We start from the raw sequence: 26,824 nt of genomic DNA on the forward strand, positions 1-26,824 counted from the left end.
AGAGAGGCAGAGAAAAACGCAGAGGTTGCAGAGTAACTCAATAAACTCTGTGTTCTCTGCGTTTCCCTCTGCTCCTCTGCGTTAAACAAACGTAAACTTGATTTGGAAACACAGGAACTGACGCATTACAAAACACTTGTCGCCAAGCTCCCATCGCTACGCAACGAGATTGGTAAGGTAATCGTCGGTCAGCATGAGGCTGTCAGCGAAATTCTGATCGCCCTGCTGGCCGGTGGGCATTGTCTGCTGGAAGGCGTACCGGGCCTTGCCAAAACCCTTATGGTCAAAACCATGGCCGAGGCCCTGGACATGAGCTTCAAGCGTATTCAGTTTACGCCCGACCTCATGCCCGGCGACATTGTCGGCACCGAAATCCTGGAAGAAGACCACGATACGGGTAAGAAATTTTTTAAATTTAATTACGGACCCATCTTCGCCAACGTAGTCCTGGCCGACGAGATCAACCGGACGCCCCCCAAAACGCAGGCGGCTTTGCTCGAAGCCATGCAGGAATACAAGGTGACGTACGGTGGCTCGGATTACCCGCTACCCCGGCCGTTCCTGATCATTGCTACCCAGAACCCCATCGAGCAGGCCGGTACGTATCCGCTGCCCGAAGCGCAGCTCGACCGCTTCCTGTTGTATATCCGGCTTAACTATCCCTCAGAGCAGGAAGAACTGGACGTACTGAAAAGCACGACCGGCACCAAACGGCCGCAACTGCAAACCGTGCTGACCGATCAGGACATCATCGAACTGCAAAGCCTTACCCGGCAGGTACACATCAGCGACGATCTGATCAGCTACATCAACCGGCTGGTGCGGGCAACCCGACCCGATGGCAGTCCGTCGGCCTTCGTCAGGCAGTGGTGCGACTGGGGGGGCGGGCCGCGGGCAGGGCAGGCACTGGTCCTCTGCGCCAAAGCACGGGCCGTTCTGAACGGACGTTTTTCCGTTGTTCCGGAAGATATCCAGACGTTGGCGTATCCCATTCTACGCCACCGTATCGCTCTGAATTTCCGTGCCGAAGCAGAAGCGGTAACGACCGATCAGGTGGTTCAGGAGTTGTTGAAGACGGTGAAATAGAGAACGTGAAGTGTAGAGGTGACGCCAGTTTTAAGAAACTGACGTCACTCGAAGTAGACGATACTCATACGAATATGGCGCAACTGGCCACGGAATTAATCAAACTCAACAACCTGCAACTGGCCGGGAAACTGGTCAGCGACGAGCTGTTGCTGGGCATTCATTCCAGTAAACGCTCGGGGTCGGGGACGGAGTTTGAACAGTACCGCCACTACCAGCCCGGTGACGATCCCAAACGAATTGACTGGAAGCTGTTCGCCCGGACGGATAAGCACCTGGTACGGGAATCGGCGACGGAGAGTAATCTGCAAATCCGGCTTCTGCTCGATTTGTCGGGTTCGATGAATTACACTGAGCAGGGGGTAACGCGCCTGAACTACGCCAAGATTCTGCTGGCGTCGCTGGCGTACCTCGGTTATCGGCAAAGCGATCAGATGAGTTTGTATGCGCTTCAGCAGGGTGCCTTACAGACACTCGTACCGGCTGGAACGCAGGGATTCCAGAAGATTCTGTACGCCCTCCAAAACGCGCAGGCAGCCGGTCAGTGGCTCAATACCGAGCCGAAGTTTCCCGAATTTTATCAGAAGCAGAAAGAACTACTCGTGCTGGTGTCGGATTTTCTGCAGGTGGGCGATGAGTGGTTGCGCTTGATTCGAAGCATAGCCAGTCCGCGCCGGGAAATCGTCATTTTTCAGGTATTGGGCGATCAGGAACTGGCATTTAACCTGAGTGGGTTTTACCGCTTTCAGGACCTGGAAACGGGCAAAGAAATCGAATTGCAGGCGGAGAACGTCCGTCAGACGTTTCGGGAAACGGCCGTTCAGTACCTGCAAAACCTGGACGAAGCGCTGCGAATACCGCATGTTCAGTTGATTCGCGTCAAGCTCAGTGACCCCATTGCGATGGTGTTGCGGGAGTTTTTAGCCAAAAGAAAAGTCTGATGGAGTTCATACAACCGGGTTTGTTATGGGGGGCGCTGGCCGTTGTGATTCCGATCGCGATTCACATCTGGCATCAGAAAAAAGGGCAGCTTTTGCCCTGGGCGGCTACTCATTGGCTGATCGAGAAAGAGCAGCAGCAACACCGCGGACTCCGGCTTGAAAACCTGCTCCTTCTACTCCTGCGTTGCCTGTTGCTGCTGTTGCTGGCGTTCTTATTGAGCCAGCCGATTCTAAACTGGCTGAATAAGCCCAATACAGTGCAGCGCATCCATCTGGTTCAACCCGACGCGCTTCTGATTAATAACTTTCGGTTTGAACTTGAAGAAGCACTGAAAAAAGGCGAACCCGTTTATTGGATCGATGAAAGAACGCCATCGGCATCGGCGCTTACGTCACCGCCCGCGTCAAACGGCGCTAACGCATTGACGCTGCAGACAGCTATTAACCGCGTTCGTAAAAACGAAGCCGAACTGCACCTGTACGTACTGAATCAACAGCAATGGGCCGATGTACCGGCTATTTATGTGCCGTCCCAGTTCCGGCTTCATGCGGTGGTAGATTCAGCCCGGCGACCGGTGCAGGCTTACCTGGATGGGGGAAGTAAAAAACTCTTTGTAAACGCGGCCAACCAGTTGACCAGCAGCTCTACGTTGCCGACGGAGGGACGGTTTAAGCCAGCCCCGGTACGTACAGGACCATTGGCCGTGCTGGTCGAGTACCGTAATTCCGCTGAACGGCAAACCGTTGTTGCTGCGTTAAAGGCACTGGCCGATGTGTATGGTCTTGAACTGGCCATTGAACTCGAACGTAGTGCCGCCAAACCGTACGATTGGGTGTTAACGGATCAGCTACCTACCCGGTCATCGGCTCAGGCGCTGTACGTTGTTTCGGGTGTGCAGCGGGAACCGGTGTCGACCAACGTAGTGTATACCGGCGAATCGTTGACGCCCCAAACCTCCGAACGGGTAGCCAGTGGGCAGTTGCCGGAGTGGTTGGGTGAGCAATTTGTCCGGCATTTTGGGCTTCAATCGGTACAGCGCCCCCTGAGCCGGCAGCAACTTGCCGGACTATTTGTGCCGTCGTCCCAGAAAAATACGAAGCACCAGGAACAGGTGCAGCAACTGTTAACCGCTCTGTTTATCGTTTTGATAGCAATTGAGCGGTGGATCGCTTTGAGGAAGAACGCATGAACGAGTTACGGAAAGCCATATCGTCGGTCACGAACCAATTGTACCTGAATGCTTGGCTAAAGACATTGCTCCTGGGGGTAACGCTCAGAATCTTGACCCAGACAGTAGGACTGGAAGGACGTGTCATGGCCGCATTAAGCACGGGAGTAGGCATGGTTATTGGTCTCTGGGCTACCAGACCTTTTAGTAATAAAAAACCGCGGGCCATTTCGATTATTCACCGGTCGGTGGGCGATGCAGAATATAGTCTGCCACTGCTCGATAAGGCGGAACTGAATCTGGCCGAACAACTGCAACTGGAGCGGCTGAACGAACGGATTCAGCGGGTGTCGGTGCCGACCGTTATCTTTTCCAGATTAGGCGTGTATGGCCTGTTGCTGGCCGCAGCAGTCGCCATTCATCTGGCATATCCACTGCTTCAGTCTGATCTAACACCCTCGCCAACCAAATCGGTAAATCGGACGGTAATGCCAAACGCTGAAGAGCAGACTATACCAGCGTTTGAATCAGCTACGTTGCGAGTGCAGCCGCCTGCCTACACTCGATTGCCCGAACGGCGCTCGGCGGATTTGAACGTAACGGCCATCAGCGGGTCACAACTGACGTGGCAGGTGCAGTTGTCGAGCAGCCAGGACGTAACGGTGCGACTGTCCAACAGTCGGGGTGAAGAGCGGCCGTTCAAGAAGGCGGGGGAGCAGTTTGCCTATAGTGATCGGCTGGTTAACTCCGGTCTGTACACCATCAAAGCCTACTGGAACGATTCATTGATTTACCAGTCGGATCTGTACCGGCTGGAAGCGCAGCCCGACCTGGCCCCAAAGATCGAACCGGCTTCGAAAGAACTGTATCGGTATCATTACCTAAAAGACCCTAAAACCATCAACGTTTCGGCCAAAATCAGCGACGATTTCCTGGTCAGTCAGGCGTTTATTGTCGCGACGGTAGCGCGGGGCTCGGGTGAGAACGTCAAGTTTCGGGAGGTCAAACTACCCCTCGGACAGGCTAACTTTAAAGAGTCACGCATCACAAAAAGCATTGACCTGAAGGCTCTCAATTTTGCGCCCGGCGATGAGCTTTACTACTACTGGGCCGCGTTCGACAACCGGCAGCCGGAGCCAAATTTCGCCAAATCGGATACGTATTTTATCGTCTACAAAGACACGACGAAGATGGACGAAGCCGAACTGGCGACGATGGCCGTTAACGTCATGCCCGAATACTTCCGGAGTCAGCGGCAGATTATTATTGATACCGAGAAGCTGATCGCCAAACGGAGTAAGATACCGGCCAAGCCCTTCAATAGTACGTCCAATGAGATTGGCTTTGACCAGAAAGTACTGCGGCTGCGTTACGGGCAGTACCTGGGCGAAGAATTTGAAACATCCATTGGTGGTCACGGCGGCCCGGAAGGGGGCGGGGATGGCGATCCGCTGGAGGGATTCATGCACAAACACGATTCGGGCGAGGGCGAACACGAGCATGACCACGATCACGACGATAAACACGAAGCGCACGAAGAGTCACACGATCATGGCCATTCGCACGGGGGAAATCAGAACCCGGCCGAGGAGAAAGACCCGATTGCGGCCATGATGGAACAGTACGTCCACTCCCACGACGACGGCGAAGCAAATACCTACTACGAACAATCAACGCGGAGCCTGCTGAAAATGGCGCTTGAGCAGATGTGGCAGTCGGAGCTGCACCTGCGGCTGTATGAACCTGAAAAGGCGTTGCCGTACGAGAAAAAGGCCCTGGAGTTTTTGAAAGCTGCCCAGCAGAAAGCGCGGACGTTCGTGAAGAAGACCAGCTTCGATCCGCCACCGATCAAAGAGCAGGAAAAACGCCTGACGGGTGAGTTGAAAAACGTGAACCCCCGGTTCAGCCAGCAGCGCACGTACGACCAGCAGCGAGTTGGGCAACTGGCCGCGGAGGTGCTGGGCTATCTGGACCAATCGAACGAACTCAATGCCGCCCAGCGCCAGGCGGTCCAGCAGTTGGGCACGGCCCTCACTGATCGGGTCATGAACAGCGGCCTGCGCAACTGGTCGGTCTTGAGCAGTTTGCAGAAACTGGTGGGCGGGCAGTCGCTCTCTGAGTCAGAAGAAAACCAATTGAAAACGAAGCTGGCTGAATTGACGGGCGTAACCATCCGCACTAACCGTTCGTATTCCAGCGAACGCAAACTGGAGCAGGCCTTCTGGAAGCGCCTGAAATAACGTACATGATCGACGTAACAATCAACTGGTCTGATCCTGCGAACTGGTTCATTCTGCCCGGATTAGTTGCTCTGCTGGGCATGCAGGTCTGGCTGGTAGTAAGAAACCCCCATCTTTCGGCGGGTCGGAAACGGATTCGGCTGGCCTTGAACGGACTGCTGTGGCTGGTGCTGCTCGGGTATGTGGTGCAGCCGGTCTGGCGGGAAAGCGCCCGAACTACCCACGCCCTGATTGTGGGGGAGGAGGTGCCTTCGGCGGTGGGTCGGCGGGTGCAGGACAGCCTGGGCATTCGTCGGCGGTTTACGCCCGGTACGTTCAAGGGGCAGTTCGATTCAGTCACGCTGCTGGGGCAACAGTACCCGCCGGAGTTATTGGGTCGGCTGAGTCGGTCGGCAATACGTTGGCTGCCGTATCAGCAACCCGATCACCTACAGGCCATACGATGGAAAGGGATTGTGCGTCAAGGTGAAATGCAGCGGATAACGGGGCGCCTTGTTTCCTCGCGAAAGCAGGCACTCACAATCCGGTATGGCGGCCGAACGCTGGACAGCCTGGCCTTGCAGGAAGGCACCAATACGTTTACGCTGCAATTCCCGGCGTTTGTCCGAGGGCGAACGGCAGTCACATTGATTCTGGGAGAAACACCAATCGATACGGTCCGTTTCTTTGCCCGGCCAACCGCTCCGCTAACGTACCAGTTTGTGTTGAACAGCCCGGATTTCGAAAGCAGGACGCTGGCCGACTGGCTGGGAAAGCAGGGGCATACCGTCCGCGTGACCAGTACCCTCTCGAAAGACATCAGCAGCAATCTGACTCTTAACGAGGGGGGACGTAAAAACCCTAAACCCGATGTTGTCATTACCGATCCGTCCAATGCCGCTGATCCGCTGGTTCGGCGGGCAGTTGCCGACGGCAAGTCGGTTCTGTTTATTAATACGACGGAACCCGAAGCCGAAACCCGGCGTATCAATCAGGCCCTGGGTAGTAGCTGGCAGGTTCGAAAGACGTCAACGGAGTCAACGGTACCGGTAGGAAATGGGCTGACCGCGTTGCCGTATGCTATCACTACTTCCATCAATCAGTTCCCGGTACCCGGCTACCCGGTGGCGGTGCAGCAGGGAGCGGGCAAGGTGGGCCTGAGTCTGATTAGTGAAACGTATCCCCTTAAACTCAGTGGCGACAGCGTTACGTACGACCGGATCTGGACGGCGATTCTGGCTCTGCTGCAACCTGCCGGCGTCAACAACGTAATCGTCGATGCACCGGCGATTGCGGGCCTGCCGACTGGCGTGCGGCTCAATAACGTACCGACCCGGCCTGCCACGCTGGCCGTCAGCCGCGATACGGCTGTGCTGGCCTACTCTCCCCTCAACGGGCTATCGGCACAGGCTACGTACCGGTTCAATCGGCCGGGCTGGCATACAATTCAGGATTCGTTGGCCGTGTATGCCTACGATCCGCAACGGGTAGGGTCGGTGGCCGGCAACCAGTTACTGAATCAGTACGTTCGGGTGCATGCTGCCTATCAATCGGGCAGGGAAGTAACCGAGGCCGTGATTGACAATTCGGTTCCGAACTGGGTCTGGCTGGTGCTGCTGCTGACTTGTCTGACGGCCCTCTGGCTTGAGCCGAAGCTGGGCTAAGAGGGGCCGGTCAGCGCAGCATCTCCGCGACCAGAATACCCAGGTACGTACCGATAGCGTTGCCGAGCGTGCCGACCAGGACGGCCGGCAGTTGCAGGTCAGCGCGGTTCAGACTCCTGGCCAGGGCCAGCGCCGACGTAGCGCCCCCGATGTTAGCCTGCGACGCAATGCCCAGCACATCCCAATCCTGACGAAACAACGCCCCGAGTCCAAACAGCAGAACGGCGTGTATCAGCACCAGCAGCAAAATCATTCCGAACAGCACCAGGGCCAGTTCACCGTCGCGAAGCAGGGCCGCTACGTCGCAGTACGCCCCAATCACAGCCAGGAAAACATATATACCGAATAGGCCGAGTAATTTGCTTCCGCTCAGGTTGTTGACGACGCGAAACTGTGCCAGAATCAGGGCTATGGTTGTCAGAACCAGAACGAACGGTAGGGTAGGAAACCAGGCTGCAATCTGTTTCGCGAGAAAAATAGCCGCAAATCCCAGTGCCAGCAGCAGGGCCAGGTCAGTGGGGCGGATGGTTTCAGCATCGGAGAACAGCGGTTGAGGAGCCGACCCGTCCTTCAAACCACTTGCGGGGGTTGCCAGTGGGGCCGGATTGACAACAGACGAAGGTAACTGGCGCGGAAACCGGCGCTGTAGCAGGCGGGGCAAGGCCAGCGTAGCCATCATCCAGAGCGTTGTCAGGATGTTGTCGGCGGCCGTGGCAGCAATAAACAGATTCCCGGCTTTCGATACGTTGTAATGGAGCGCGAGGGCGTGAAAGTTGATGCTGCCACCAATGTACGTGCCGGTAAACATACCGGCCAGCGCATAATGCAGTTCGCCTACCGTTTGCGGAGCCGCGAATACCCAAACACTTGTAAACACGCCGATGACCACACCCGCCGAGCCTATCAGGTACATGGTCAGCATGGGTAGGCCCGCCTGCCGAAGGTCTTTCAGGTTGACGCTGAGCAGAAGCAAAAACAGCGCAAACGGAGCCACGTAGCTGAAAATACCGTCGTACACGGGCGTTTCAGTCGTTGGAATAAGGCGCAGGTTTGCTTCAATGGCCGTGAGGACAATGACAAGCAGGGCGGTGCCCAGGTGCCGGAAGAACCGGCGCTGGCATAGCCATTCACAAACAACGACGTTCAGGCAAAGAACGAAGAGGATAAATAGCGAGTCTGTCAAGGAGAAGGCGGATTTGCAGTGGGCAGATGATTGCCACAATCTACTTATTTTCCGCCAACTGCCAATGCATTACGCAGCGGTTTCAATATCGGCCTTGACCAACGAACTGGTTAGGCAGCGTTTTCGTCCAATCTGCTCGGCTACGTAGTATTCCATCTGCCGGATGGTATGCAGCCGGTGCCATTCCTGATCGACGATGCGAATGCCATACCGGATTTCCAGTTGAACTAACAGGTCAATCCGGTCCAGGGAGTCCAAACCCAGATCGAGCGTTAAATCGGCTTCGTTGGTGAGCGCTTCCTGACGAACTCCCATTTCCCGTAACATGCGTCGCACGGGGGCATTCATTGAGTCTGTCATGTCAAAATCGTTTGTCATCGCTCTGTTTACTTAATGGTTTCGTTTGCGTCCGGATACAAAGTGCGTGCGTATTGAGTTGGTAGCTCCGGGCGTCTGTACGTAACTTTATGCAATAAGCAGGCCAGTCGATGCAAGTGGATTAGATAATGGCATTTGGGGAAGCTAATCGATTACTGCAACAAATTGGTTAACAGGATCGTATTGCAGATAAAAAATTACTGATAGGCCTCCTGGTCTTCCTCTGGCCCACACTAGACCTGATTTTCTCAGAAATCATCGGCAATACGTAGCCAGCAGGTGATAAGACGCCGATAAATCAGCCGGTTGTTAGCAAAATCTGGGCCAATAACATAGTTGTTAAATAGAGTATATGAGCCTTTGTGGCAAGCCCGGCCTGGCTCACGTGAGTCAGGCCGGGCTGATTGTAAACGCGGTCGAATGATTCGTTAATTAGTCAGCTTCCATATCGACAAGCGCCGTGGAAGACGGTTCAGTAATCGACGCGGGCGATGTATCAGCCGGATCGGTTGCCGGTTCCTGCTGGTTATCTGCCTGCGCATCCTGGAGCCGTTTAACGAAAACGCCGGCTAAAGCCACCGCCCAGGCAGCGGCCAGAGCGGCCACTTCGTCGTTACGTCCCCGCTGCTTAGCCGCAATACCAACGAAGGCCGTAATAAGCGTAAGCAGGTAATACGGATCGTTCAGGCGTTTTGACACAATGATTCCCAGACCGCCGGTGGCCGACAAAATACCGTACGCCCAGCGCCGGGCGGCAGCGGGCGACACGCGATAACCTGCCTGAAGCAGAAGATTAGCCCCGCTGACGACCGTAGCGGCCGTTAACCAGCCGGTGTAAAGGCTGATCGATTTGCGCAGTGTGTTTTCTGGTTCCGGTACTTCGGTTCGGCCGATTTCCAACTGACGGTGCAGACCCAACGACAGGGGCAGCAATGAAATGGTAGTCAATGCACCGCCCGCCCGGCTGGGCAAATCGGATTTCGAAAAGAAATAGCCGAAAACAAGATTCAGTGCATAGTTGGCCCACAGCCACGGCCGGGCGCTGGCATAGCGAGGATTGTTTTCCTGCGACGGAAGAGCCTGGTGAATCGCCAGACCAATGGTGCCGGTATAGATAACCGGCCAGGCAATGCCAAACGTTGCGTTGGCAGGCGTAGTCAGATTTAAATCCAGTTCCCGTTGTTGTTCATCGGCTATTTCCGTACGGAAGGCCCCCCGGCGCGGCCGACTGAAGAAGTACGTACCAATGATGCTGCCGATCACGAAAGCAGCTGTAGCATAGCGTTCAAGCTGGTTGTTTTTCATTACGACTTTTGATTGTTAAGACGCTATGAAACAACTTCACTCCATAAATTTTGTTCGGTAATGTACTTAATTTAATTATGTAGGATAAGATTGTATTAATAAATGTTGTTTTTAATTAACTCGGTAATTGAGCCATCGCGGTTGTTCAGGAAAATGGGGTTATGAAACGAATGCAGTTTTTGCAGTAATCCGACCAGCACCATCTTCTCGGTTGTAGTCAGATTACCACCCATAAGAATCGCGATTTGTCCCATAAGGGGCCACATTCCCATCAGGAGTTCCTGACCCCTGGGCGTCAATTGCAGTCGTTTACTGCGTTTATCGGTTTCATCGGCATACTGCTCTACCAGCCCATTGGCCAGCAACCGCCGGATGATTTCCGTACCGGTGGTTTTCTCATGGATATTGCGCTCGATGAGGGCGATTTTGGTCAGGGGCTGGTGCTGCCAGAGGGTGGCTAGGTACGTGAAGTCATCAAGCGTAACTAATGGGGTGTTCTCCAGGCCTTTCTTGGCGTATAGCTTGGAGTATCGATTCAGGAACCCGATCATGATGCCGATGTAAACATCGGGCGTCTGGTACGCATCGCGGGTGTAGTCGCTATGTTGAGCGTGCTCAGCGGCCGAGGTAAGCAGGTGTTGGTTCAGCCAGGCGACAAAATTGAACAGCGTCTGCTGGTCGGAGTTGGGCTGGTCACGCTCAAAACTTTCCAGATGGCCGATCAATTCCTGAATGAGCTGGTAATTTTTCATAACGACGGATTAACGTACGGTTCTTCTGGCGAAAGTACGAAACCCTAAAAACATATGCAGGTTATTCGGGCTGACGGCGTATCTGATCCGTACCCAACAACATTTTTCTGTCAATCCCAATTCAATTTCCAACAAAATAACTAAAGTGTTAGTTGTAAAACTAAATGATTAGTCATACCTTTCGTTCACTAAAGTACAGACCGTATGCAACTCCGTGAACTCACTAAGGCTGAGGAAGAAATTATGCGTGTTCTCTGGAAGCTTAAGAAGGGCTTCGTGAAGGACATACTGGCCGAACTGCCGGAGTCGGACCGTACGGACGGACCGGCCAAACCGGCTTACAATACCGTGTCGACGATTGTTCGGATTCTGGAAAAGAAAGGGCTGGTGGGTTATACGGCCTACGGCAAAACGCACGAGTACTACCCGCTGATTACGGAGGAGCAGTACCGGCGTTTCCAGACGGAGCAGTTAATGACCAATTATTTCGACGGGTCGCTGAAGAAACTGGTGTCATTCTTCGTCAGGGAGAAGAACCTGAGCCTGAAGGAAGCCGATGAGATTATTCAACTCCTAAACAAAGAGAAAGAGCAATGAGCGCCCTCGACTATTTCTTCAAGGCCAATCTGTTTCTGCTGCTGTTCTACGGCTGCTACTGGTTGCTGCTACGTCGGCATACGTTCTTCGGTCTCAACCGGGCGTATCTGCTCGGCGCAGTGGCAACGTCGTTGCTGCTGCCGCTGGTTGAATTGCCCAATCAGGCTGCCGAAACGATGCCCGTTCCGGTGGGCGTCATTGTGCTGCCGACGGTTGAAGCGGTGCCGGCGGTTTCCGCAGATAGGCCGGCCGAAACGAATTGGGAAGCGATCGGCCAGTGGGCGTACGTATTGGTGGCTGTTCTGCTGCTCGTGCGGCTGGGAGTCCGTTTATTCGGGTTGGGTCAGCTTATTCGCCGATCGCCACAGGAGCTACAGAACGGCTTTGTACTGGTTCAGCCGATTGACGAGCAGTTGCCTACGTTTTCGTTCTTTCGCTACGTTGTGCTGAACCCGGCCGATGGGCATAACGAACTGATCCTGCGTCACGAACTGGTTCACGTTCGGCAGTGGCATAGCGCCGACATACTCGCGCTGGAAATGCTGAGGGCTGTGTGCTGGCTGTGCCCAGCGCTGTGGTTATACGACCGGGCAATCCGTCAGGTACACGAGTTTCAGGCGGATCAGGCGGCTGCTCAATCGGCAACCTACGCCCGTTTTCTGGTGGCGTACGCGTTTGGGGTTCAGCCTGATTCGCTGGCCAATGGCTTCTTCAATCCGTCACTGCTGCGGCAACGGCTCCAGATGCTGGGTCGGCGGGCAACGAGCCGGTGGGCGATGGGCAAGTATGCCCTCGTGCTGCCGCTGGCGCTTGGGCTGCTGGCCATGACCAGCGTGCCGGAGGAAGTCGCGGCAATTGCGGATGAACCCGCTGATAAGTTCATTACAATTTCTGGCCGGATAACCGCCCCCGATGGTAAACCGTTGCCAGGAGCAACTATTGAGGTAAAAGGAGCTACCCGCGGCACATCCACTGATCTGCAGGGGCGATACGTGTTCTCCCATGTGTTTGGAAAAGATACGCTGGTCGTAGGTTTCGTTGGTTTTAAAAACCAGGAAGTGCCCGTAAACAACCGGACGGTGATCAATGTGCAACTGGCTCCTCAGAAGAAGAAAGTAGGTCAGGGCAGTGGTACAAAGAACCGACTAAATCCAGAAAAGCAGCAGGATAAACGGACAAGCCAGGCGGCACCACCACCGTCAGGTGCTGTAAAACCGCAGTTCACAGCCATACATGACAATAGCCCTAACGCCAGGTACTTACTGGTCAATGATGTGAAGCCGCGTTCGTATAATGCTGTCGATTCAATGTTTACTAAGGGACGATCCAGCATACGCGTCCGGGGCCTTAGGCCATTCGGGGAAAATCCGTTGTACATCGTTGACGGCGTTCGTACTACGGCTGATACGTTGATGACTCTCAATCCAAAAGACATTCAAAACGTTGAGGTGGTCAAATCTGATATGTCGGCTATGTATGGGAAGAAAGCAAAAGATGGAGTCGTCATTATAACCATGAAGAAATCATGAGCGTCCTCGATTATTTTCTCAAAGCCAATCTGTTTCTGCTGCTGTTCTACGGCTGCTACTGGCTGCTGCTACGTCGGCATACGTTCTTCAGCCTGAATCGGGCGTATCTGCTGGCTTCACTGGTCGCTTCGTTGGTTTTGCCGCTGGCTGAACTGCCCAATCAGGCCAGTCAGACACTGCCGGTAAATGTAATGACGCTGCCAGCTATTTCGGTAGGAGCAGGCCCCGAATCGTCGGATTTGTTTTCGCTGCCCATGCTGCTGTGGCTGGTGTACGGCATCGGCGTCGTTTTCATGCTTTTTCAGCTTGGGCGCAATGTCTGGTGGGTATTTCAGCTAATAAACCGCGGCCAGCGGCAAAATGCATTAACGTATATAGGTATACGTTTGCCTGATGATGTGATTAGCTCGTTTTCCTTCGGGCCGTATCTGGTGCTGAATCGCAGCGATGCCCTGGCAGCCGACGAGGCTGTGCTACGTCATGAGGAAGCTCACATTCGACAAATGCATACACTTGACATACTGCTTGTAGAATGTATGCGGGCTCTATTCTGGTTCAATCCGGTGCTGTGGCTGTATAAACGATCGCTGCAACAGGTACACGAATACCTCGCCGACCAGGCCGCCAGCCAGCTCATTAACCCGTCGGATTACGCCCGGACACTGGTAGCCTACTCGCTCAACGTACCGGTGGCCGCGCTGACTACCGCTTTTGTATCAATTAGTAACCTCAAACAACGAATCCATATGTTACAGAAACCTGCAACGCACCGCCGGGCTTTGCTTAGCTACGCGGCCGTACTGATCCCGGCAACTCTCCTCTGGATGTGTATCCAGAAAGACACCGAACTGACCTCTCCGAAGGGAGAAACCATTGAGGTGAATCAATCCGCCCGGCAGGCTGGTGTTGACGGCGAAGTTTACACGGTAGTTGAAAATCACCCGGAGTTTGTGGGCGGGATGGAAGGATTAAGTGAGTACCTCAGTAAGAACTTACGGTATCCGGCCGCGGCCGAACGCGCTAATGTTCAGGGAAAGGTGTTTGTCAATTTCGTCGTCACAAAAGAGGGGAATGTTGCTGATGTTAAGATATTAAAAGGCATCGGCTTCGGGGCGGATGAAGAGGCCGTTCGTGTTATGCAAAAGATGCCGCGCTGGAAGCCCGGCACACAGGACGGGAAGCCGGTAAATGTGCGCTATAACCTACCAATCAATTTCCAGTTAAAAGCTGACACGCCGTCGACGAGTGAAGGGCAAGGTAGCTTGCCAGGAGTGAAACGGTGGATCATTGACGGTAAAGAATATACAAACGAAGAGTTTCAGAAGCTTAAACTGGCACCCAACACAATCAAGCGCATGGATGTTAATAAAGAGGAAGGGGTTATATCAATCACAACAAGAAAATAGGAAGCGAACGCTAATCAGGTAAGAATACAAAAAAGCCCGTCAGGTATCTGGCGGGCTTTTCGCATTATCCGTCTTTACGTTACTCAATTCTATATGCTATAGACGCTCAAAGGGAGGATTGGTCATGTCCGGCTACTACTGATCTTACTGAACGGTTGTTTTGGAGCTTACTACGTCTATAAATCTGCTTTCGCGACTACCCTCTACATAGACAACTATCAGAGAAACCTTTTAAGCGGAAAACAAAAAAATATAAAAATAATAACAAAAGCAGGAGAGTATAGGAAAGTTGCGTACCTGGATGTGATAATATTTGACTCATTATTATCTGTTGCACGCTTACAGTTCATTTACCCGAACCCTTAACCTTAATTCTATGAAAAGCATTTATCAAGTTGTTACCATTTGTCTGGTGGCAGGCTTTTGTACAGGCTTTGTTCATGGACAGCATAGTGACAGGCAACCTGCCTATGCACTTCAGAGTGGGCAACCGGTTGCCAGGAATGCACTCAAGCAACCATTGCTGAATACCGGTGCTGCGCCTGCTGAGATTCCTGTATCTGGAAAAGTAACTGATGAGCAGGGAAACGGACTACCGGGCGTCAGCGTGGTGGTGAAAGGTACAACGCAGGGAACAACAACGGACAGTCAGGGAAGTTTCCGGCTTACGGTGCCTAACACCAACGCAACCCTAGTCTTCAGCTTCGTAGGCTATGGGCGCCAGGAAGCGGTGGTCGGTACGCAGACAACGTTCAACGTCCGACTGATTCCGGATGATCAGACGCTGAATGAAGTGGTGGTTGTCGGTTACGGTAGTCAGGTCAAAAAAGAAGTGACGGGTGCTGTACAGACCGTGAGTGCGCAGGAGATCAAAGACATTCCCGTGTCGCAGGTCGGTCAGAAACTACAGGGCCGCCTGGCGGGGGTCCAGATTAACCAGACCACCGGTCGGCCGGGTGCGGGTATCAACATCCGGGTTCGGGGGCAGGTGTCGGTAACGGCCGGCAGCGATCCGCTGTATGTAATCGATGGCTTTCCGATTACGGGGAACATTGCTCAGTTAAACCCCGACGAGATCGACGACATTTCTATCCTGAAAGATGCAGCTTCGACGTCGCTCTACGGGTCGCGGGCGGCCAACGGCGTAGTGCTGATTACCACCAAAAGAGGGAAAAGCGGAAAGACAAACATCAGCTTTAACGCCTTCGCTGGTACGCAGCACGTTCCGGAACGCGGCCGTATCAAAATGCTGAACGCCCAGGAATTTGCGCAATTTAAGAAGGAGTACTACGAAGATCAGGGTCAGGCGGTGCCGGTTGAGTTCCAAAACCCGGCAAGCTGGGCCGACAAAAACAACGACTGGTATGGTGCCGTTCTGCGGGATGCTCCGATTCAGAGCTATAACCTGACAATATCCAGTAACACCGAGCGCTCCAATACGTCTCTGGTGGCCGGTATCTTCAACCAGGATGGCGTAGTTATCAACAACAAGTATAAGCGCTATTCGCTGCGGATGAACTCCAACTATAACCTGTCGGATAAGATAACGGTTGGTTTCAACGTAGCACCTTCGTATGTATTTGACAATACACCCCGAACCGACGGCGACCGCGGTACGGGTATTCTGTTCAACGCCCTCCATACCTGGCCGGTAATGCCGATCCGGGATGACCAGGGCAATCTGACATTAGTCAACCGCTTCCCCGGCAGCACGGGTAACATTTTCTCATATCCGAACTGGGTACGGGCCGCCAGTGAGCTGACCAACGAGACCAAGAATACCAACCTGCTCGCCAACGCGTACGTACAGTACTCGCCGATTCCGGGGCTGTCGTTGAAGTCGACCATCAACGTCGAATACCTGAACTCGCGGTTCTTCTTCTTCAATCCGTCGACGGCAACCAACCAGATCAACGTCCCCATTCCGACACTGGCCGTTTCGATCCGTCAGAACCGGGAAGACATTTCCTGGCTGAACGAGAACCTGGCTACGTACACCCGGAGCTTTAACGAGGTTCACAACTTCGAGTTACTCGCTGGTTTTACGCAGCAACGGTTTAGTCAGGACATCACTCGAATTCAGGCCGATACCTACGCCGATGATCGGTTACCGACAATTCAGGGCGGTCTGAATATAAACCGCGCGGGTTCTACCAATGCCATAAACCAATGGAGCCTCTTATCATACCTCTCGCGCCTGACGTACAACTACAAGGGCAAATACCTGTTTACGGCGGCTATCCGGACCGATGGTTCGTCACGCTTCGGGGCCAACAACCGCTGGGGTACCTTCCCGTCGGTTTCGGCGGGCTGGGTGCTTTCCGATGAAAATTTCATGAAGACGCTCACCCCGGTTTCGTTTGCCAAAGTGCGGGCCAGCTACGGGATCATTGGTAACAACAACATCGGTAACTACACCCAGTACGCGCTGGTAAACAATACGGTGAACGCAGCGTTTGGCAGCACAGTTGCGCCGGGAGCGGTGGTCACCTCCATTGCTAACCCCAACCTGGGCTGGGAGACCACTAGGCAGCTTGACCTCGGTCTCGACCTGGGTCTACTGAACGACCGCATCAGTTTTGTGTACGACTTCTATACCAAGCGGACCACCAACTTGTTGTATGCCGTACAATTGCCACAGGAGTCGGGCTTCACGAACTTCAACGACAACATTGGTGAGATCAAGTTCTGGGGGCATGAGTTTGCGCTGAATACCCGCAACACCACCGGTAAGCTGAAGTGGAACACCAACGCCAACATCTCGTTCAACCGGAACCAGGTGGTAGCGCTGGCCCCCGGCATCGACCGGGTGTATGGTTTGTTCCACATCACGCAGGTAGGCCAACCCTTTGGGCAGTTTTACGGGCTGGTCAAGGATGGCTTCTACATGAACGCCGAGGACCTGAGAAGTTCGCCGGTTATTCCCGGCCGTTCGGCAGTCGGTACGATCAAGCTGAGAGACGTGAACGGCGACGGCGTAATTACGTTCGGCGGTGATACCGACGACCGGGCCATCATTGGAAACCCGTTCCCGAAGTTCACGTACGGGATTGTGAACGACCTGCGGTACGGCAACTGGGATATGTCCATTACGGGTTCCGGCTCCTACGGCAATCAGTTGTGGGTGCGTCACCTGTACAGTACGGCTAACCTGGATGGCGTATTCAACATGGTTGCCGGCGTAAAAGACCGCTTCCGGGTCGATAGCCGGGGTAACGTGATCACACCGGGCAAGGGTATGTTTGGGGCCACCAACGGCGGTGGTAACTTCACTGGTATCGAGCGCGACTGGCCCAGCTCGCTTTTTGTGGCGGATGCCTCGTTCTTCACCATCCGGAACATCACGCTGGGCTATACCTTCGGCGCTCTGAAGAAATTCTTTAATTCGGCCCGCGTGTACGCTTCGGCGCAGCAGGTCTATGTGTTCACGAAGTACACGGGTGGTCCTAACCCGGAGACCAGCGCCCAGGGCGACGGTCAGGGTGATGGCGGTAACCTGAGCCAGGGGGTCGACCTGTCGAACTACCCGGTTCCGCGTACCTACACCATTGGTGTTAACCTGAATTTCTAATTTCCGGCAATCAGTCTTTCATCCTTACCCGACTATAGAATGAAAACGAAAATTCTTTTAGCAAGTCTGATCGGCCTGTCTGTGACGAGTTGCAACAACGATACGTTTCTCACCGTGGTGCCCCAGACGGCGTTGAGTTCGGCTACCTTCTTCACCAAAGAAGCCGACTTTCAGCAGGCGGTGAACGCTATTTACGTACCGCTGCGGCCGATGTACAACGAAGCGGCCTGGGCGCTGGAGGAGATGCACTCCGACAATACCTACTACGCCCGAAACGTACTGTTCGGGGCGGTGGATAATACCCAGAACCTGGCCGACTTTGCCATATTGAATGCCGGTGGGCTCACCGCCAATACGATTGTGCTGAACATGTACCGCCTGAACTACCAGATCATTGCGCGGGCCAACCAGGTGCTTGCCCTGATTGATAATGTGTCGTTTGGGACCGATCAGAAAAGTACCGATTCGAAGAATAACCTGAAGGGACAGGCCTATTTTCTCCGGGGGTTTGCGTACTTCAAGCTGGCTCAGTTGTTCGGCAAAGCACCCTTGCACCTGACCCCCGTAGCCGACCGCGAAGGCGCGGCCAAGCCCCTGGCACAAGCGGCTGAATTGCAGGGGCAGGTGGAGAAAGATATGCAGGAAGCGATTAAGCTGCTGCCGCTGAAGAAGGATCAGGAAGGGGGACGGGCTACCTCAGGGACCGCCCGAATGCTGCTGGCCAACCTGTACATGGTTCAGAAGAAATGGCCTCAGGCCGAAACCCTTCTCCGGGAGATCGTCACCAGCGGGGAGTACTCGCTGATGGCCGACTACAATGATGCGTTCTCGACTACGACGGGTAACAAGAATAATCGGGAGTCGGTTTTTGAGGTACAGTACATCGAGGGAGCTGCCGGTCTGAACGGTAACCAGATCTACCGGTTTATTCCGACACCGATCACCGCCGACGAATTACGGCCCATTACCGGTACGTCGAATCCGCAGGCCATCTCCGGCGAAAATAACAACGTGCCAACGCCCGATATGATCGCGGCCTACGAACCCGGCGATAAGCGGAAGGATATTTCCATCGGCAGCGTAACGCTGAGCCAGAGCTTACGGGCTAACAAAACCTACCCGTACATCAAGAAGTACGCCCGGCCGCACGCGCAGCACAACAACACGGGGCAGAACTGGCCGGTGTATCGTTACGCTGAGGTGCTGCTGTTCCTGGCCGAAGCCCTGAACGAGCAGGGTAAAACGGTCGAGGCTGTCCCGTTCCTGAATCAGGTGCGCAGCCGGGCCGGGCTGGCGGCTGCTGCGGCTGCTGCGGCTGCTTCGCAAGCCGGCATACGTGAGGCAATCTTTAAAGAAAGGCGCGTTGAACTGGCGTTTGAAAACAAGCGCTGGTATGATCTGGTGCGGACCGGCCGGGTCAATGAAATCATCACCGCCTACGGAGCCCGCATCAAGGCCAACCCGCAGGATTATTACTTCCCAAGCGGTGCTGTGCCCCCACCGAACGCATTCACTAACCTGGAGGTGTATTATCCGTTGCCGGCCGTTGAAGCGGCTCTGACCCCGAATTTCTGATCACTACGGTCCCGTGTACTCGGAGAAATGCCCGGGACCGTACTGTTGACGCGCGAATGTCGCCGGGATTCATTACAGTAATCAGTAGATTAAACCCGGTTGGGATCTCTTAGTAAAGAATGAAACGGCGACGTAGAGCCTCCCAGCAGTTGACGCTTCAGACAACGATATTCTGTAACCCTTTATGAAAAACACCATGTTTTCTACCACTAATAAAACTAAACTCGGGTTAGTGGTCTCTGCCCTTGTGCTGCTCGGGTCGTCCTGGATCAGCATGCAGAGTTCGGAAGTGGCGAAATCCGCGCCCGACAATCCCAGGCTGGATAAACTAAAACTGCTCCCCGGTTTTAAAGCTGAACATCTCTATAGCCCATCTGACAGCAAACAGGGGTCGTGGGTGGCGATGGCGTTTGACGACAAAGGCCGGATGATCACCTCCGATCAGTATGGGTTCCTGTACCGGCTCGAAATGCCGCCGATCGGTTCGGGCGGGTCACCAAAGGTCGAAAAGCTCCGGATCGGTGCCGTGCAGCCCGGCGACACCAGTTCGAAGGTCGGCATGGGCTACGCGCAAGGCCTGTTGTATGCATTCAACAGCCTGTACGTGATGGTGAACAACCGGGAAAATAAAAACTTTGAAAAGAGCAGTGGTCTGTATCGCTTACAGGATACGGATGGCGATGACCAGTTCGACAAAGTGACGCTGCTGAAAGCCCTGAAAGGTGAGGGTGAGCACGGCCCGCACAGTATTGTCTTGTCGCCTGATAAGCAGTCGCTTTATGTTATCTGTGGAAACCATACTGACGTTCCGAAACTGGATGCGTATCGACTGCCCCCCAACTGGCAGGATGATAATCTGTTTCCTAAAATCACCGACCCGCGTGGGCACGCAGCCGACCGCAACGCGCCCGGAGGGTGGATTGCCAATATCGATCCGGAGGGCAAACGCTGGGAACTGGTTAGTGCCGGCTTCCGAAATGCGTTCGACATTGCCTTCAATGAAGTCGGTGACATGTTCACGTATGATTCGGACATGGAGTGGGATTTTGGATTGCCCTGGTACCGGCCCACGCGTATTTGCCACGCAACCAGCGCCAGCGAATTTGGCTGGCGTACGGGCGATGGGAAATGGCTACCGGCCAACCCCGATAACCTGCCTCCCGTCCTGAATATCGGGCAAGGCTCGCCGACCAACCTGCTCTATGGCCAGAATGCACGGTTTCCGCAAAGATACCGTCAGTCGCTGTACGCGTTTGACTGGAGTTTTGGTATTATCTATTCCATTCATTTAAAGCCGAAAGGCGCTTCCTATGAAGCCGAGCGTGAGGAGTTTGTGTCAGGCTCTCCGCTGCCGCTGACGGATGGAGCCATCGGACCGGACGGAGCGCTGTACTTCCTGACGGGGGGGCGTCGGCTGGAATCGGATCTGTATCGGGTGTATTATAACGGTTCCGAGTCGACCGAAGCTGTGGCAAAAGCGCCGACTCCTACCAAAGAACGCCAGCTCAGAGCCCAACTGGAGCAATACCACGGCGAACCGAATCCGGCGGCTCTGGCAGCAGCCTGGCCGAATCTGAACCACCCGGATCGCTTTGTTCGGTACGCAGCCCGGCTGGCCGTGGAGCATCAGCCCGTAAGCCAGTGGCAGGACAAGGCATTGACGGAAACCGATCCGCAGCGGGCAACGCAGGGGATCATTGCACTGGCGCGACATGGAGATGCGGCTATGAAGAGTAAGCTGCTGAACGCGTTGTTGAAAATCAACATGAGTTCGTTGTCCGAAGCGCAGCAGTTTGATCTGGTCCGGGCGTTTGAACTGGTATTTACGCGCATGGGTATGCCCGATCCGGCCGATAAAGAGAAGGTGATTGCTTACCTGAATCCACGCTACCCGGCTAAAACCGCGTTGATGAACCGGGGGCTGAGCCGGGTATTGATTTACCTCGAAGCGCCGGGCGTGGTGTCGAAAACGCTGGCACTGATGGACCTGAAAGACGAACCGGGCAGTCGGGATCTCGGGCTGGAAACCGCTACGGCATCGTCGGATCTGATTTTGCGCAACCCGCAGTACGGTCTGGACATCGCCAAGATGCTGGAGAAGGTACCACCCCTTCAGCAGACGTTCTATGCGGTTATGCTGAGCCGTCAGGAAAGTGGCTGGACGCCCGAACTCCGGAATAAATACTTTACCTGGTTCGCCAACGCTTTCAAATACCAGGGAGGCCGTAGCTACATCGGCTTCATCGACAAAGCCCGCAAACTGGCCCTGGCTCATGTACCTAAAGAGCAGTTAGCCCGGTACGACAAGTTATCGGGTGGGGATTTGTTGACTAAATCCGGAAATGATCTGGCCCTGGATTACACGCCCAAAGGACCGGGCCGCCCCTGGAAGCTCGAGAATGCAGTAGCCGTGGTCGACAGTGGAGCGCGGGCTCGGGATTTTGACCGGGGTAAGAAAATCTACTCGGCCGTGCTGTGCAGCCGCTGCCACACGATGCGGGGCGAAGGCGGAGACATTGGCCCGGATCTGACGCAACTGGGTACGCGCTTCTCGAACAAAGACATGCTGGAGGCCATTATTCATCCCGACAAGGCCGTTTCGGATCAGTATGCCTCTACCATTTTTACGCTGAAAAACGGGCAGTCGGTGCTGGGTCGGCTGGTAGGCGAAGACAAGGTCAATTATTCAATTTCACAGAACCCCTTTGCACCGGATCAGCTTCGGAAGATTTCTAAAAAAGATGTCGTGTCGAAAAAGTACTCAACCGTGTCGATTATGCTGCCGGGGCTGATCAACAGCCTGAACCCCGATGAGCTGAGAGATCTAATGGCATATCTGAAATCGGGAGGTAATCAAAGTCATGAGGTGTATAAGGCACCAGACGGTGGGTCAAAGGGCAGATAAGGCAGTATTGCAGTGCTGCTGTGGTGTCAGGTATACGTACCTGACACCACAGCAGCACTGCAATACACACCAGAATTTGACACCACAGCAACACAAACACTCATCATCTCACGTAGTATGGTTGTAAAAAGACCCTTTATGCTCACCAAAGCAGGATTACTACTAATCATCCTGATAACTAGTTTTGATGTTATCAGCCTGGCTCAGGGCAAAAAAGATAAGGATGGCTTTGTCCGGATATTCGACGGTAAATCGTTGAAGGGGTGGGATGGCGATCCGACGTACTGGCGGGTCGAAAACGGTAATCTGGTCGGGGAGATCACTCCTACAACACTCCTGAAGGCCAACTCATTCATTATCTGGCGGGGTGGGGAGCCCGCAGATTTTGAGTTCAAAGGCGAATTCAACATCACCGAAGCGGGCAATTCCGGCATCAACTACCGCAGCGAACAACTGACCGACGTACCGTTTGCGCTCCGGGGCTACCAGGCCGATATCGACGGCAAAAACCGCTACACCGGCCAGAATTATGAAGAGCGTCGGCGCACTACCTTAGCCTACCGGGGAGAGAAAGCGAAAATCAACGCCTACGATGGTCCGGCTACTCTGGAAGGGGTTAGGGCCAATGTGAAAAGTAATGCGTGGACCGGCCGTGCTGTGACAGGATCGTTGGGTAACTCCGACTCCCTGAAGACTTTAATAAAAAGTGAGGACTGGAATACGTTCCGCCTGATCGTGAAGGGCAATCGCCTGCAGCACTACATCAACGGGGTGCTGATGAGCGAGGTTGTAGACGAAGATACCGTCAACGGCCGGGCCAAAGGGCTGCTGGGCGTTCAGGTACACGTAGGGCCGCCCATGAAAGTGCAGTACCGGAACCTGATGTTGAAGCAATTATAATTTATAGAACGCCTGAGTTCTCTGTAAAGGGAGCTGGCGCTTAAGCTTATTTGAATGTTGGCACAGTACCCCTGGAAAGACAAAGTATCGAACCCGGCTCAACTGGGAGGCATTGAAACGGCCGTGCTGGACAACGGCGCAGGGCGGGGCGTCCGGATTGCCTGGATCAACACCGGTACGGGCCTGCGCTACAAAGTGGTGCTTGACCGGGCTATGGATATTGCCGAAGCATTCTACAACCAGCATAGTCTGGCTTGGCTCAGTCATTCGGGCGTTACGGCCCCTCAACCGTTTACCGAACGGGGTATTAACTGGCTGCGGACGTTTGGTGGAGGCCTGCTGACAACCTGTGGTCTGTCGCACGTGGGTGGTCCCGAACAGGACCAATACGGCGAACGCGGATTACACGGCTACATCAGCAACATCCCGGCGGAAATCGAATCCATCGTTCAGCCGGACCCAGCCAGTGGCCAGTTGGCGTTCAGCATCACAGGTCGCATGCACGAAACGACGGTGTTCGGCCCGAGTCTGGTGTTGAAACGTACCATTTCGGGAACGCTTGGGCAACCCGTCATCCGAATTCACGACGAGGTAACGAACCGGGCCAATACGCCTGCTCCGCATATGCTGCTGTACCACGTCAACTTTGGCTGGCCGCTGGCCGACGAAGGGGCGAAACTTATCTGGCAGGGCGAGTGGCAGGCGCGGCCGGGTGGTATCAACGGCGATATGTTTCGGGAGGGCAACGACTTCCGGACGTGTCCGGCTCCGCTCGATGCGCATAGCGGTACGGGAGAAGCCGTCGCGTTTATTGATCCTACCCCCGATGATAGCGGACAATGCTCGGCCGGCCTGTACAATGAAAAACTTGGCTTTGCGGTGGCTCTGCGGTTTCAGAAAGAGCAGTTGCCGTGGCTTACCAACTGGCAGCACTGGGGCAGGGGCGAGTACGTAACGGGCGTTGAGCCTGGTACCCACCCACCCATCGGACAGGCCAAAGCCCGCGAAGAGCAGTCGCTTATTTTTCTGGAACCGGGCGAACGTAGAAGCTACGATCTGGATATTGACGTACTGCAAAATCAGGCACAGATCAACCAATTTACCAAACAGCAATCAGTAAATCTGTAAACTGTTTGTGGTCTGTAGTTGAGAACGCCTAACTACAAACCACAAACCACAAACACGAGCCCTTAATGGAAACGACGACGAACGTTAGCTTGGCAGAAAAAGCGTTAGAGCAAGGTAAAGGTATTCTACGGCTAGCCCCAACCTGGGTTCCCCGGTCGTTCTGCGTACCCGGCCGACGTATCAAACTGCACCCCGACGATTACTACGTACTCGGTGGCGTGCGCGGTGGCATTGATGAACGCTGGCTGTCGTCGACCACGCCCGCTAAAAATGGTCCGTTAACCGGCGAGAACGAGGGACTGAGTATGGTCGTCTTCAACAACGGAGGCAAAGAAGTTCAGTTCCTACTGAAGGATGCTATTGATGAATTGCAGAGCGCGTTGATTGGCGAACGGCTATGGAATCAATACCAAAGCTGGCCGATGTATTCCAAGTTTTTCGATAACATGGGGCCGCTGCCGCACCATGTGCATCATAATGACGAACAGGCCGCCCTGACCGGCCAGTTGGGCAAACCCGAAGCGTATTATTTTCCTCCTCAACTGAATAACCACGGTGGAGACTACCCGTACACGTTCTTCGGCATCGCACCCGGTACGTCGAAAGAACAAATCCGCGAGTGCCTGATGAATTTCACCAAAGGCGACAACAAAATCACCAACTACTCGTCGGCGTATCGGCTTGAGCCGGGTACGGGCTGGGACGTTCCGCCGGGACTGCTCCACGCACCGGGTAGTATGTGCACGTACGAGCCGCAGAAAGCGTCCGATATTTTTGCCATGTATCAGTCGCTGGTCAACGAGGCCATTGTTCCTGAAGAACTACTCTGGAACGGTACGCCGAAAGATCGCATCGGCGATTATGACCTGCTGATGGACGCCATTGACTGGGAACTGAACACCGACCCGAACATGATGGCGAACCGATACATGGTACCAGTGCCGGTGAAAGATCTGGCCGAGATGGAAGCCGAAGGGTACGTTGAAAAATGGGTTTGCTACAAATCCGACGCGTTCAGCGCTAAAGAGTTGACTGTCCTCCCCGGACAAACGGTAACTATTAAAGACAGTGCTGCCTACGGCCTGATCATGATGCAGGGACACGGTAAAATGGGCGTGTGGGACATTGAAACACCCGCTCTTATCCGCTACGGTCAGTTGACCAACGATGAGTTTTTCGTCAGTGAGCAGGCTGCTATGGAAGGTGTTACGATCACCAACCCGTCGACTACCGACCCCATCGTGATGCTCAAACACTTCGGGCCGGGCAATCCGGACCTAGTTCTATAAAAGTATGTGCCGGGCCGCCGGGCGGTTTGTGGTTGCTGCCGCAAACACAAGGGAGCGGCAGCAACTACAAACGTCAAACCACAAACTACAAATCATGAACCTTAAAACCATAAACCTCCCATGAACGACAACAATTTCCCCAAACTTCACAACGCTACCTGGCCGGGGCTCGTAGGAAAAGGCGAAAATTCGGAGCCGCCTATTTCGTTTGATGACATGCTGAACATGACCGCTGCCGCTGAAGTAGACGGGATAAAATTCGACGGTGTTGATATTGGGCTGATGCCTCCCCACTTCGATGTCGAAACCATGACGGATGATGACATCAAGCGCCTGGCCGATAAGGTTGCCTCGAAGAACCTTAACATCGGCAGTATGGTAGCTCCCATCTGGGGTGGTCCCATTCTGGGCTCAAAGGAAGACCGGGCTACGTTCGTCGAAATGGTTCGCAAATCGTGCGAGATTGGCCAGAAGCTCCGCGAACTGGGTGTTCGGCCGTACGGCGTAATTCGCATCGACTCGGCCAGTTCTCCGCAGGAATGGGAGAAAGACCCGGTAGGTAACTCCAAACTGATCGTCGAAACGTTCCGGCAAGCCTGCGACGTAGCCGCTGACTTTGGCGAGCGTTTAGCCGCCGAGGGCGAAATCTGCTGGGGCGGTATGCATAGCTGGCGGGTGATGGTCGAAACGCTGGAGGCTGTGGACCGTCCGAACATGGGGTTCCAGGCAGATATGGCGCACACCCTGCTGTATCTGATGGGCTATAACCACCCGGAAGACCGAATTTTGCCCGAAAACTTCGACTGGAACGACCGCGCTACGTTTACGGAAGCGCTCAAAACTCTGACGCGGGCCCTGCGTCCGTGGACCATCGATTTTCACGTGGCTCAGAACGACGGCACCGTATTTGGGTCCGGCTCGCACGACAAAACCGGTCGCCACTGCCAGGCTACGGACCCTAACGGCAAGCTCGACATCGTAACGGATGCGGGCCTGTGGCTACGGGATGAAAACGGGGAGTTGACGAAAGCATTCAGGCACATTTGCTGGGATGGCTGCATGTTCCCGAATGCGGTTATGACCAATCAACAGACCTGGAACGACATTCTGGCCACCATGATTAAGGTACGTCAGCAGCACGGCTGGTACGAACCGGAGCAGGTAGCCGTTGGCACTGTGTAGTCTGAAGTGCTTGCTATTGATGTGCTGTCGGGTATGAGTACCCGA

General features: G+C 54.3%; 19 protein-coding genes. 15 read left to right on the plus strand and 4 right to left on the minus strand.

Annotated elements, in window-relative coordinates:
- Positions 1-102 precede the first annotated feature (102 nt).
- The 5 genes from BN8_RS01615 (at position 103) to BN8_RS01635 (ending at position 7,079) form a co-directional block, all read left to right on the plus strand.
- Positions 103-1,086, plus strand: coding sequence for an AAA family ATPase (locus BN8_RS01615; protein WP_009280023.1), 984 nt, complete (start codon positions 103-105; stop codon positions 1,084-1,086).
- A 74-nt stretch (positions 1,087-1,160) separates the two neighbouring features.
- Entirely contained in the window at positions 1,161-2,027 is an 867-nt protein-coding gene (locus BN8_RS01620; RefSeq protein ID WP_040005232.1) for a DUF58 domain-containing protein, read from the plus strand.
- Positions 2,027-3,217, plus strand: coding sequence for a BatA domain-containing protein (locus BN8_RS01625; protein WP_009280025.1), 1,191 nt, complete (start codon positions 2,027-2,029; stop codon positions 3,215-3,217). The genes BN8_RS01620 and BN8_RS01625 overlap by 1 nt, the downstream gene beginning before the upstream one ends.
- Entirely contained in the window at positions 3,214-5,436 is a 2,223-nt protein-coding gene (locus BN8_RS01630; protein WP_009280026.1) for a hypothetical protein, read from the plus strand. The genes BN8_RS01625 and BN8_RS01630 overlap by 4 nt, the downstream gene beginning before the upstream one ends.
- Before the next feature lie 5 nt (positions 5,437-5,441).
- Entirely contained in the window at positions 5,442-7,079 is a 1,638-nt protein-coding gene (locus BN8_RS01635; protein ID WP_009280027.1) for a hypothetical protein, read from the plus strand.
- 10 nt (positions 7,080-7,089) lie between these two features.
- On the opposite strand, the gene BN8_RS01640 is transcribed toward BN8_RS01635, so the two are convergent.
- The 4 genes from BN8_RS01640 to BN8_RS01655 all read right to left on the minus strand — a co-directional run bounded on the left by BN8_RS01640 (position 7,090) and on the right by BN8_RS01655 (position 10,697).
- Positions 7,090-8,262 carry a DUF819 family protein gene (locus tag BN8_RS01640; protein ID WP_040005234.1) on the minus strand — a complete coding sequence of 391 codons (1,173 nt, stop codon included), beginning with the start codon at positions 8,260-8,262 and terminating at the stop codon, positions 7,090-7,092.
- 69 nt (positions 8,263-8,331) lie between these two features.
- Entirely contained in the window at positions 8,332-8,640 is a 309-nt protein-coding gene (locus BN8_RS01645; protein WP_009280029.1) for an acyl carrier protein, read from the minus strand.
- Positions 8,641-9,072: 432 nt separating this feature from the next.
- Positions 9,073-9,945, minus strand: coding sequence for a TspO-related membrane protein (locus BN8_RS01650; RefSeq protein WP_009280030.1), 873 nt, complete (start codon positions 9,943-9,945; stop codon positions 9,073-9,075).
- 95 nt (positions 9,946-10,040) lie between these two features.
- Positions 10,041-10,697: a MarR family winged helix-turn-helix transcriptional regulator gene (locus tag BN8_RS01655; RefSeq protein WP_009280031.1), complete on the minus strand. Its 657-nt coding sequence runs from the start codon at positions 10,695-10,697 to the stop codon at positions 10,041-10,043.
- A gap of 204 nt (positions 10,698-10,901) precedes the next feature.
- Between BN8_RS01655 and BN8_RS01660 the strand changes: the two genes are divergently transcribed.
- The 10 genes from BN8_RS01660 (at position 10,902) to BN8_RS01705 (ending at position 26,779) form a co-directional block, all read left to right on the plus strand.
- A complete protein-coding gene (locus tag BN8_RS01660; RefSeq protein WP_009280032.1) occupies positions 10,902-11,294 on the plus strand; it encodes a BlaI/MecI/CopY family transcriptional regulator in 393 nt (130 codons plus the stop codon).
- Positions 11,291-12,823, plus strand: a complete 1,533-nt coding sequence (locus BN8_RS01665) for a carboxypeptidase-like regulatory domain-containing protein (RefSeq protein ID WP_009280033.1) — start codon at positions 11,291-11,293, stop codon at positions 12,821-12,823. The genes BN8_RS01660 and BN8_RS01665 overlap by 4 nt, the downstream gene beginning before the upstream one ends.
- The gene (locus tag BN8_RS01670; protein WP_009280034.1) at positions 12,820-14,229 is read left to right on the plus strand and encodes a M56 family metallopeptidase; all 1,410 of its coding nucleotides are present in this window, start codon (positions 12,820-12,822) and stop codon (positions 14,227-14,229) included. The genes BN8_RS01665 and BN8_RS01670 overlap by 4 nt, the downstream gene beginning before the upstream one ends.
- A gap of 376 nt (positions 14,230-14,605) precedes the next feature.
- On the plus strand, positions 14,606-17,800 hold the full coding sequence (locus BN8_RS01675) for a SusC/RagA family TonB-linked outer membrane protein (RefSeq protein ID WP_009280035.1): 3,195 nt from the start codon (positions 14,606-14,608) through the stop codon (positions 17,798-17,800).
- Between the two features lie 39 nt (positions 17,801-17,839).
- Positions 17,840-19,375: a RagB/SusD family nutrient uptake outer membrane protein gene (locus BN8_RS01680; RefSeq protein ID WP_009280036.1), complete on the plus strand. Its 1,536-nt coding sequence runs from the start codon at positions 17,840-17,842 to the stop codon at positions 19,373-19,375.
- Between the two features lie 196 nt (positions 19,376-19,571).
- Positions 19,572-22,280, plus strand: a complete 2,709-nt coding sequence (locus BN8_RS01685; protein ID WP_040005364.1) for a c-type cytochrome — start codon at positions 19,572-19,574, stop codon at positions 22,278-22,280.
- Positions 22,281-22,397: 117 nt separating this feature from the next.
- Complete coding sequence (locus BN8_RS01690; RefSeq protein WP_009280038.1) at positions 22,398-23,180, plus strand: 3-keto-disaccharide hydrolase; 783 nt, start codon at positions 22,398-22,400, stop codon at positions 23,178-23,180.
- 54 nt (positions 23,181-23,234) lie between these two features.
- Positions 23,235-24,308: an aldose 1-epimerase family protein gene (locus tag BN8_RS01695; protein ID WP_009280039.1), complete on the plus strand. Its 1,074-nt coding sequence runs from the start codon at positions 23,235-23,237 to the stop codon at positions 24,306-24,308.
- A gap of 65 nt (positions 24,309-24,373) precedes the next feature.
- Positions 24,374-25,597 (plus strand): class I mannose-6-phosphate isomerase, encoded by a 1,224-nt coding sequence (locus BN8_RS01700; RefSeq protein WP_009280040.1) that lies wholly within the window; start codon positions 24,374-24,376, stop codon positions 25,595-25,597.
- Between the two features lie 120 nt (positions 25,598-25,717).
- The gene (locus tag BN8_RS01705; protein ID WP_009280042.1) at positions 25,718-26,779 is read left to right on the plus strand and encodes a sugar phosphate isomerase/epimerase family protein; all 1,062 of its coding nucleotides are present in this window, start codon (positions 25,718-25,720) and stop codon (positions 26,777-26,779) included.
- The last annotated feature ends 45 nt before the right edge of the window (positions 26,780-26,824 follow it).

It is taken from the genome of Fibrisoma limi BUZ 3 (genome assembly GCF_000296815.2).
GTDB lineage: Bacteria > Bacteroidota > Bacteroidia > Cytophagales > Spirosomataceae > Fibrisoma > Fibrisoma limi.

Bases quoted from the DNA above. Each gene is read 5' to 3' on its own strand.
- BN8_RS01620 (WP_040005232.1), top strand. From the start codon at position 1,161: ATGGCGCAACTGGCCACGGAATTAATCAAACTCAACAACCTGCAACTG.
- BN8_RS01625 (WP_009280025.1), top strand. From the start codon at position 2,027: ATGGAGTTCATACAACCGGGTTTGTTATGGGGGGCGCTGGCCGTTGTG.
- BN8_RS01630 (WP_009280026.1), top strand. From the start codon at position 3,214: ATGAACGAGTTACGGAAAGCCATATCGTCGGTCACGAACCAATTGTAC.
- BN8_RS01635 (WP_009280027.1), top strand. From the start codon at position 5,442: ATGATCGACGTAACAATCAACTGGTCTGATCCTGCGAACTGGTTCATT.
- BN8_RS01645 (WP_009280029.1), bottom strand. From the start codon at position 8,640: ATGACAAACGATTTTGACATGACAGACTCAATGAATGCCCCCGTGCGA.
- BN8_RS01650 (WP_009280030.1), bottom strand. From the start codon at position 9,945: ATGAAAAACAACCAGCTTGAACGCTATGCTACAGCTGCTTTCGTGATC.
- BN8_RS01655 (WP_009280031.1), bottom strand. From the start codon at position 10,697: ATGAAAAATTACCAGCTCATTCAGGAATTGATCGGCCATCTGGAAAGT.
- BN8_RS01660 (WP_009280032.1), top strand. From the start codon at position 10,902: ATGCAACTCCGTGAACTCACTAAGGCTGAGGAAGAAATTATGCGTGTT.
- BN8_RS01665 (WP_009280033.1), top strand. From the start codon at position 11,291: ATGAGCGCCCTCGACTATTTCTTCAAGGCCAATCTGTTTCTGCTGCTG.
- BN8_RS01670 (WP_009280034.1), top strand. From the start codon at position 12,820: ATGAGCGTCCTCGATTATTTTCTCAAAGCCAATCTGTTTCTGCTGCTG.
- BN8_RS01675 (WP_009280035.1), top strand. From the start codon at position 14,606: ATGAAAAGCATTTATCAAGTTGTTACCATTTGTCTGGTGGCAGGCTTT.
- BN8_RS01680 (WP_009280036.1), top strand. From the start codon at position 17,840: ATGAAAACGAAAATTCTTTTAGCAAGTCTGATCGGCCTGTCTGTGACG.
- BN8_RS01685 (WP_040005364.1), top strand. From the start codon at position 19,572: ATGTTTTCTACCACTAATAAAACTAAACTCGGGTTAGTGGTCTCTGCC.
- BN8_RS01690 (WP_009280038.1), top strand. From the start codon at position 22,398: ATGGTTGTAAAAAGACCCTTTATGCTCACCAAAGCAGGATTACTACTA.
- BN8_RS01695 (WP_009280039.1), top strand. From the start codon at position 23,235: ATGTTGGCACAGTACCCCTGGAAAGACAAAGTATCGAACCCGGCTCAA.
- BN8_RS01700 (WP_009280040.1), top strand. From the start codon at position 24,374: ATGGAAACGACGACGAACGTTAGCTTGGCAGAAAAAGCGTTAGAGCAA.
- BN8_RS01705 (WP_009280042.1), top strand. From the start codon at position 25,718: ATGAACGACAACAATTTCCCCAAACTTCACAACGCTACCTGGCCGGGG.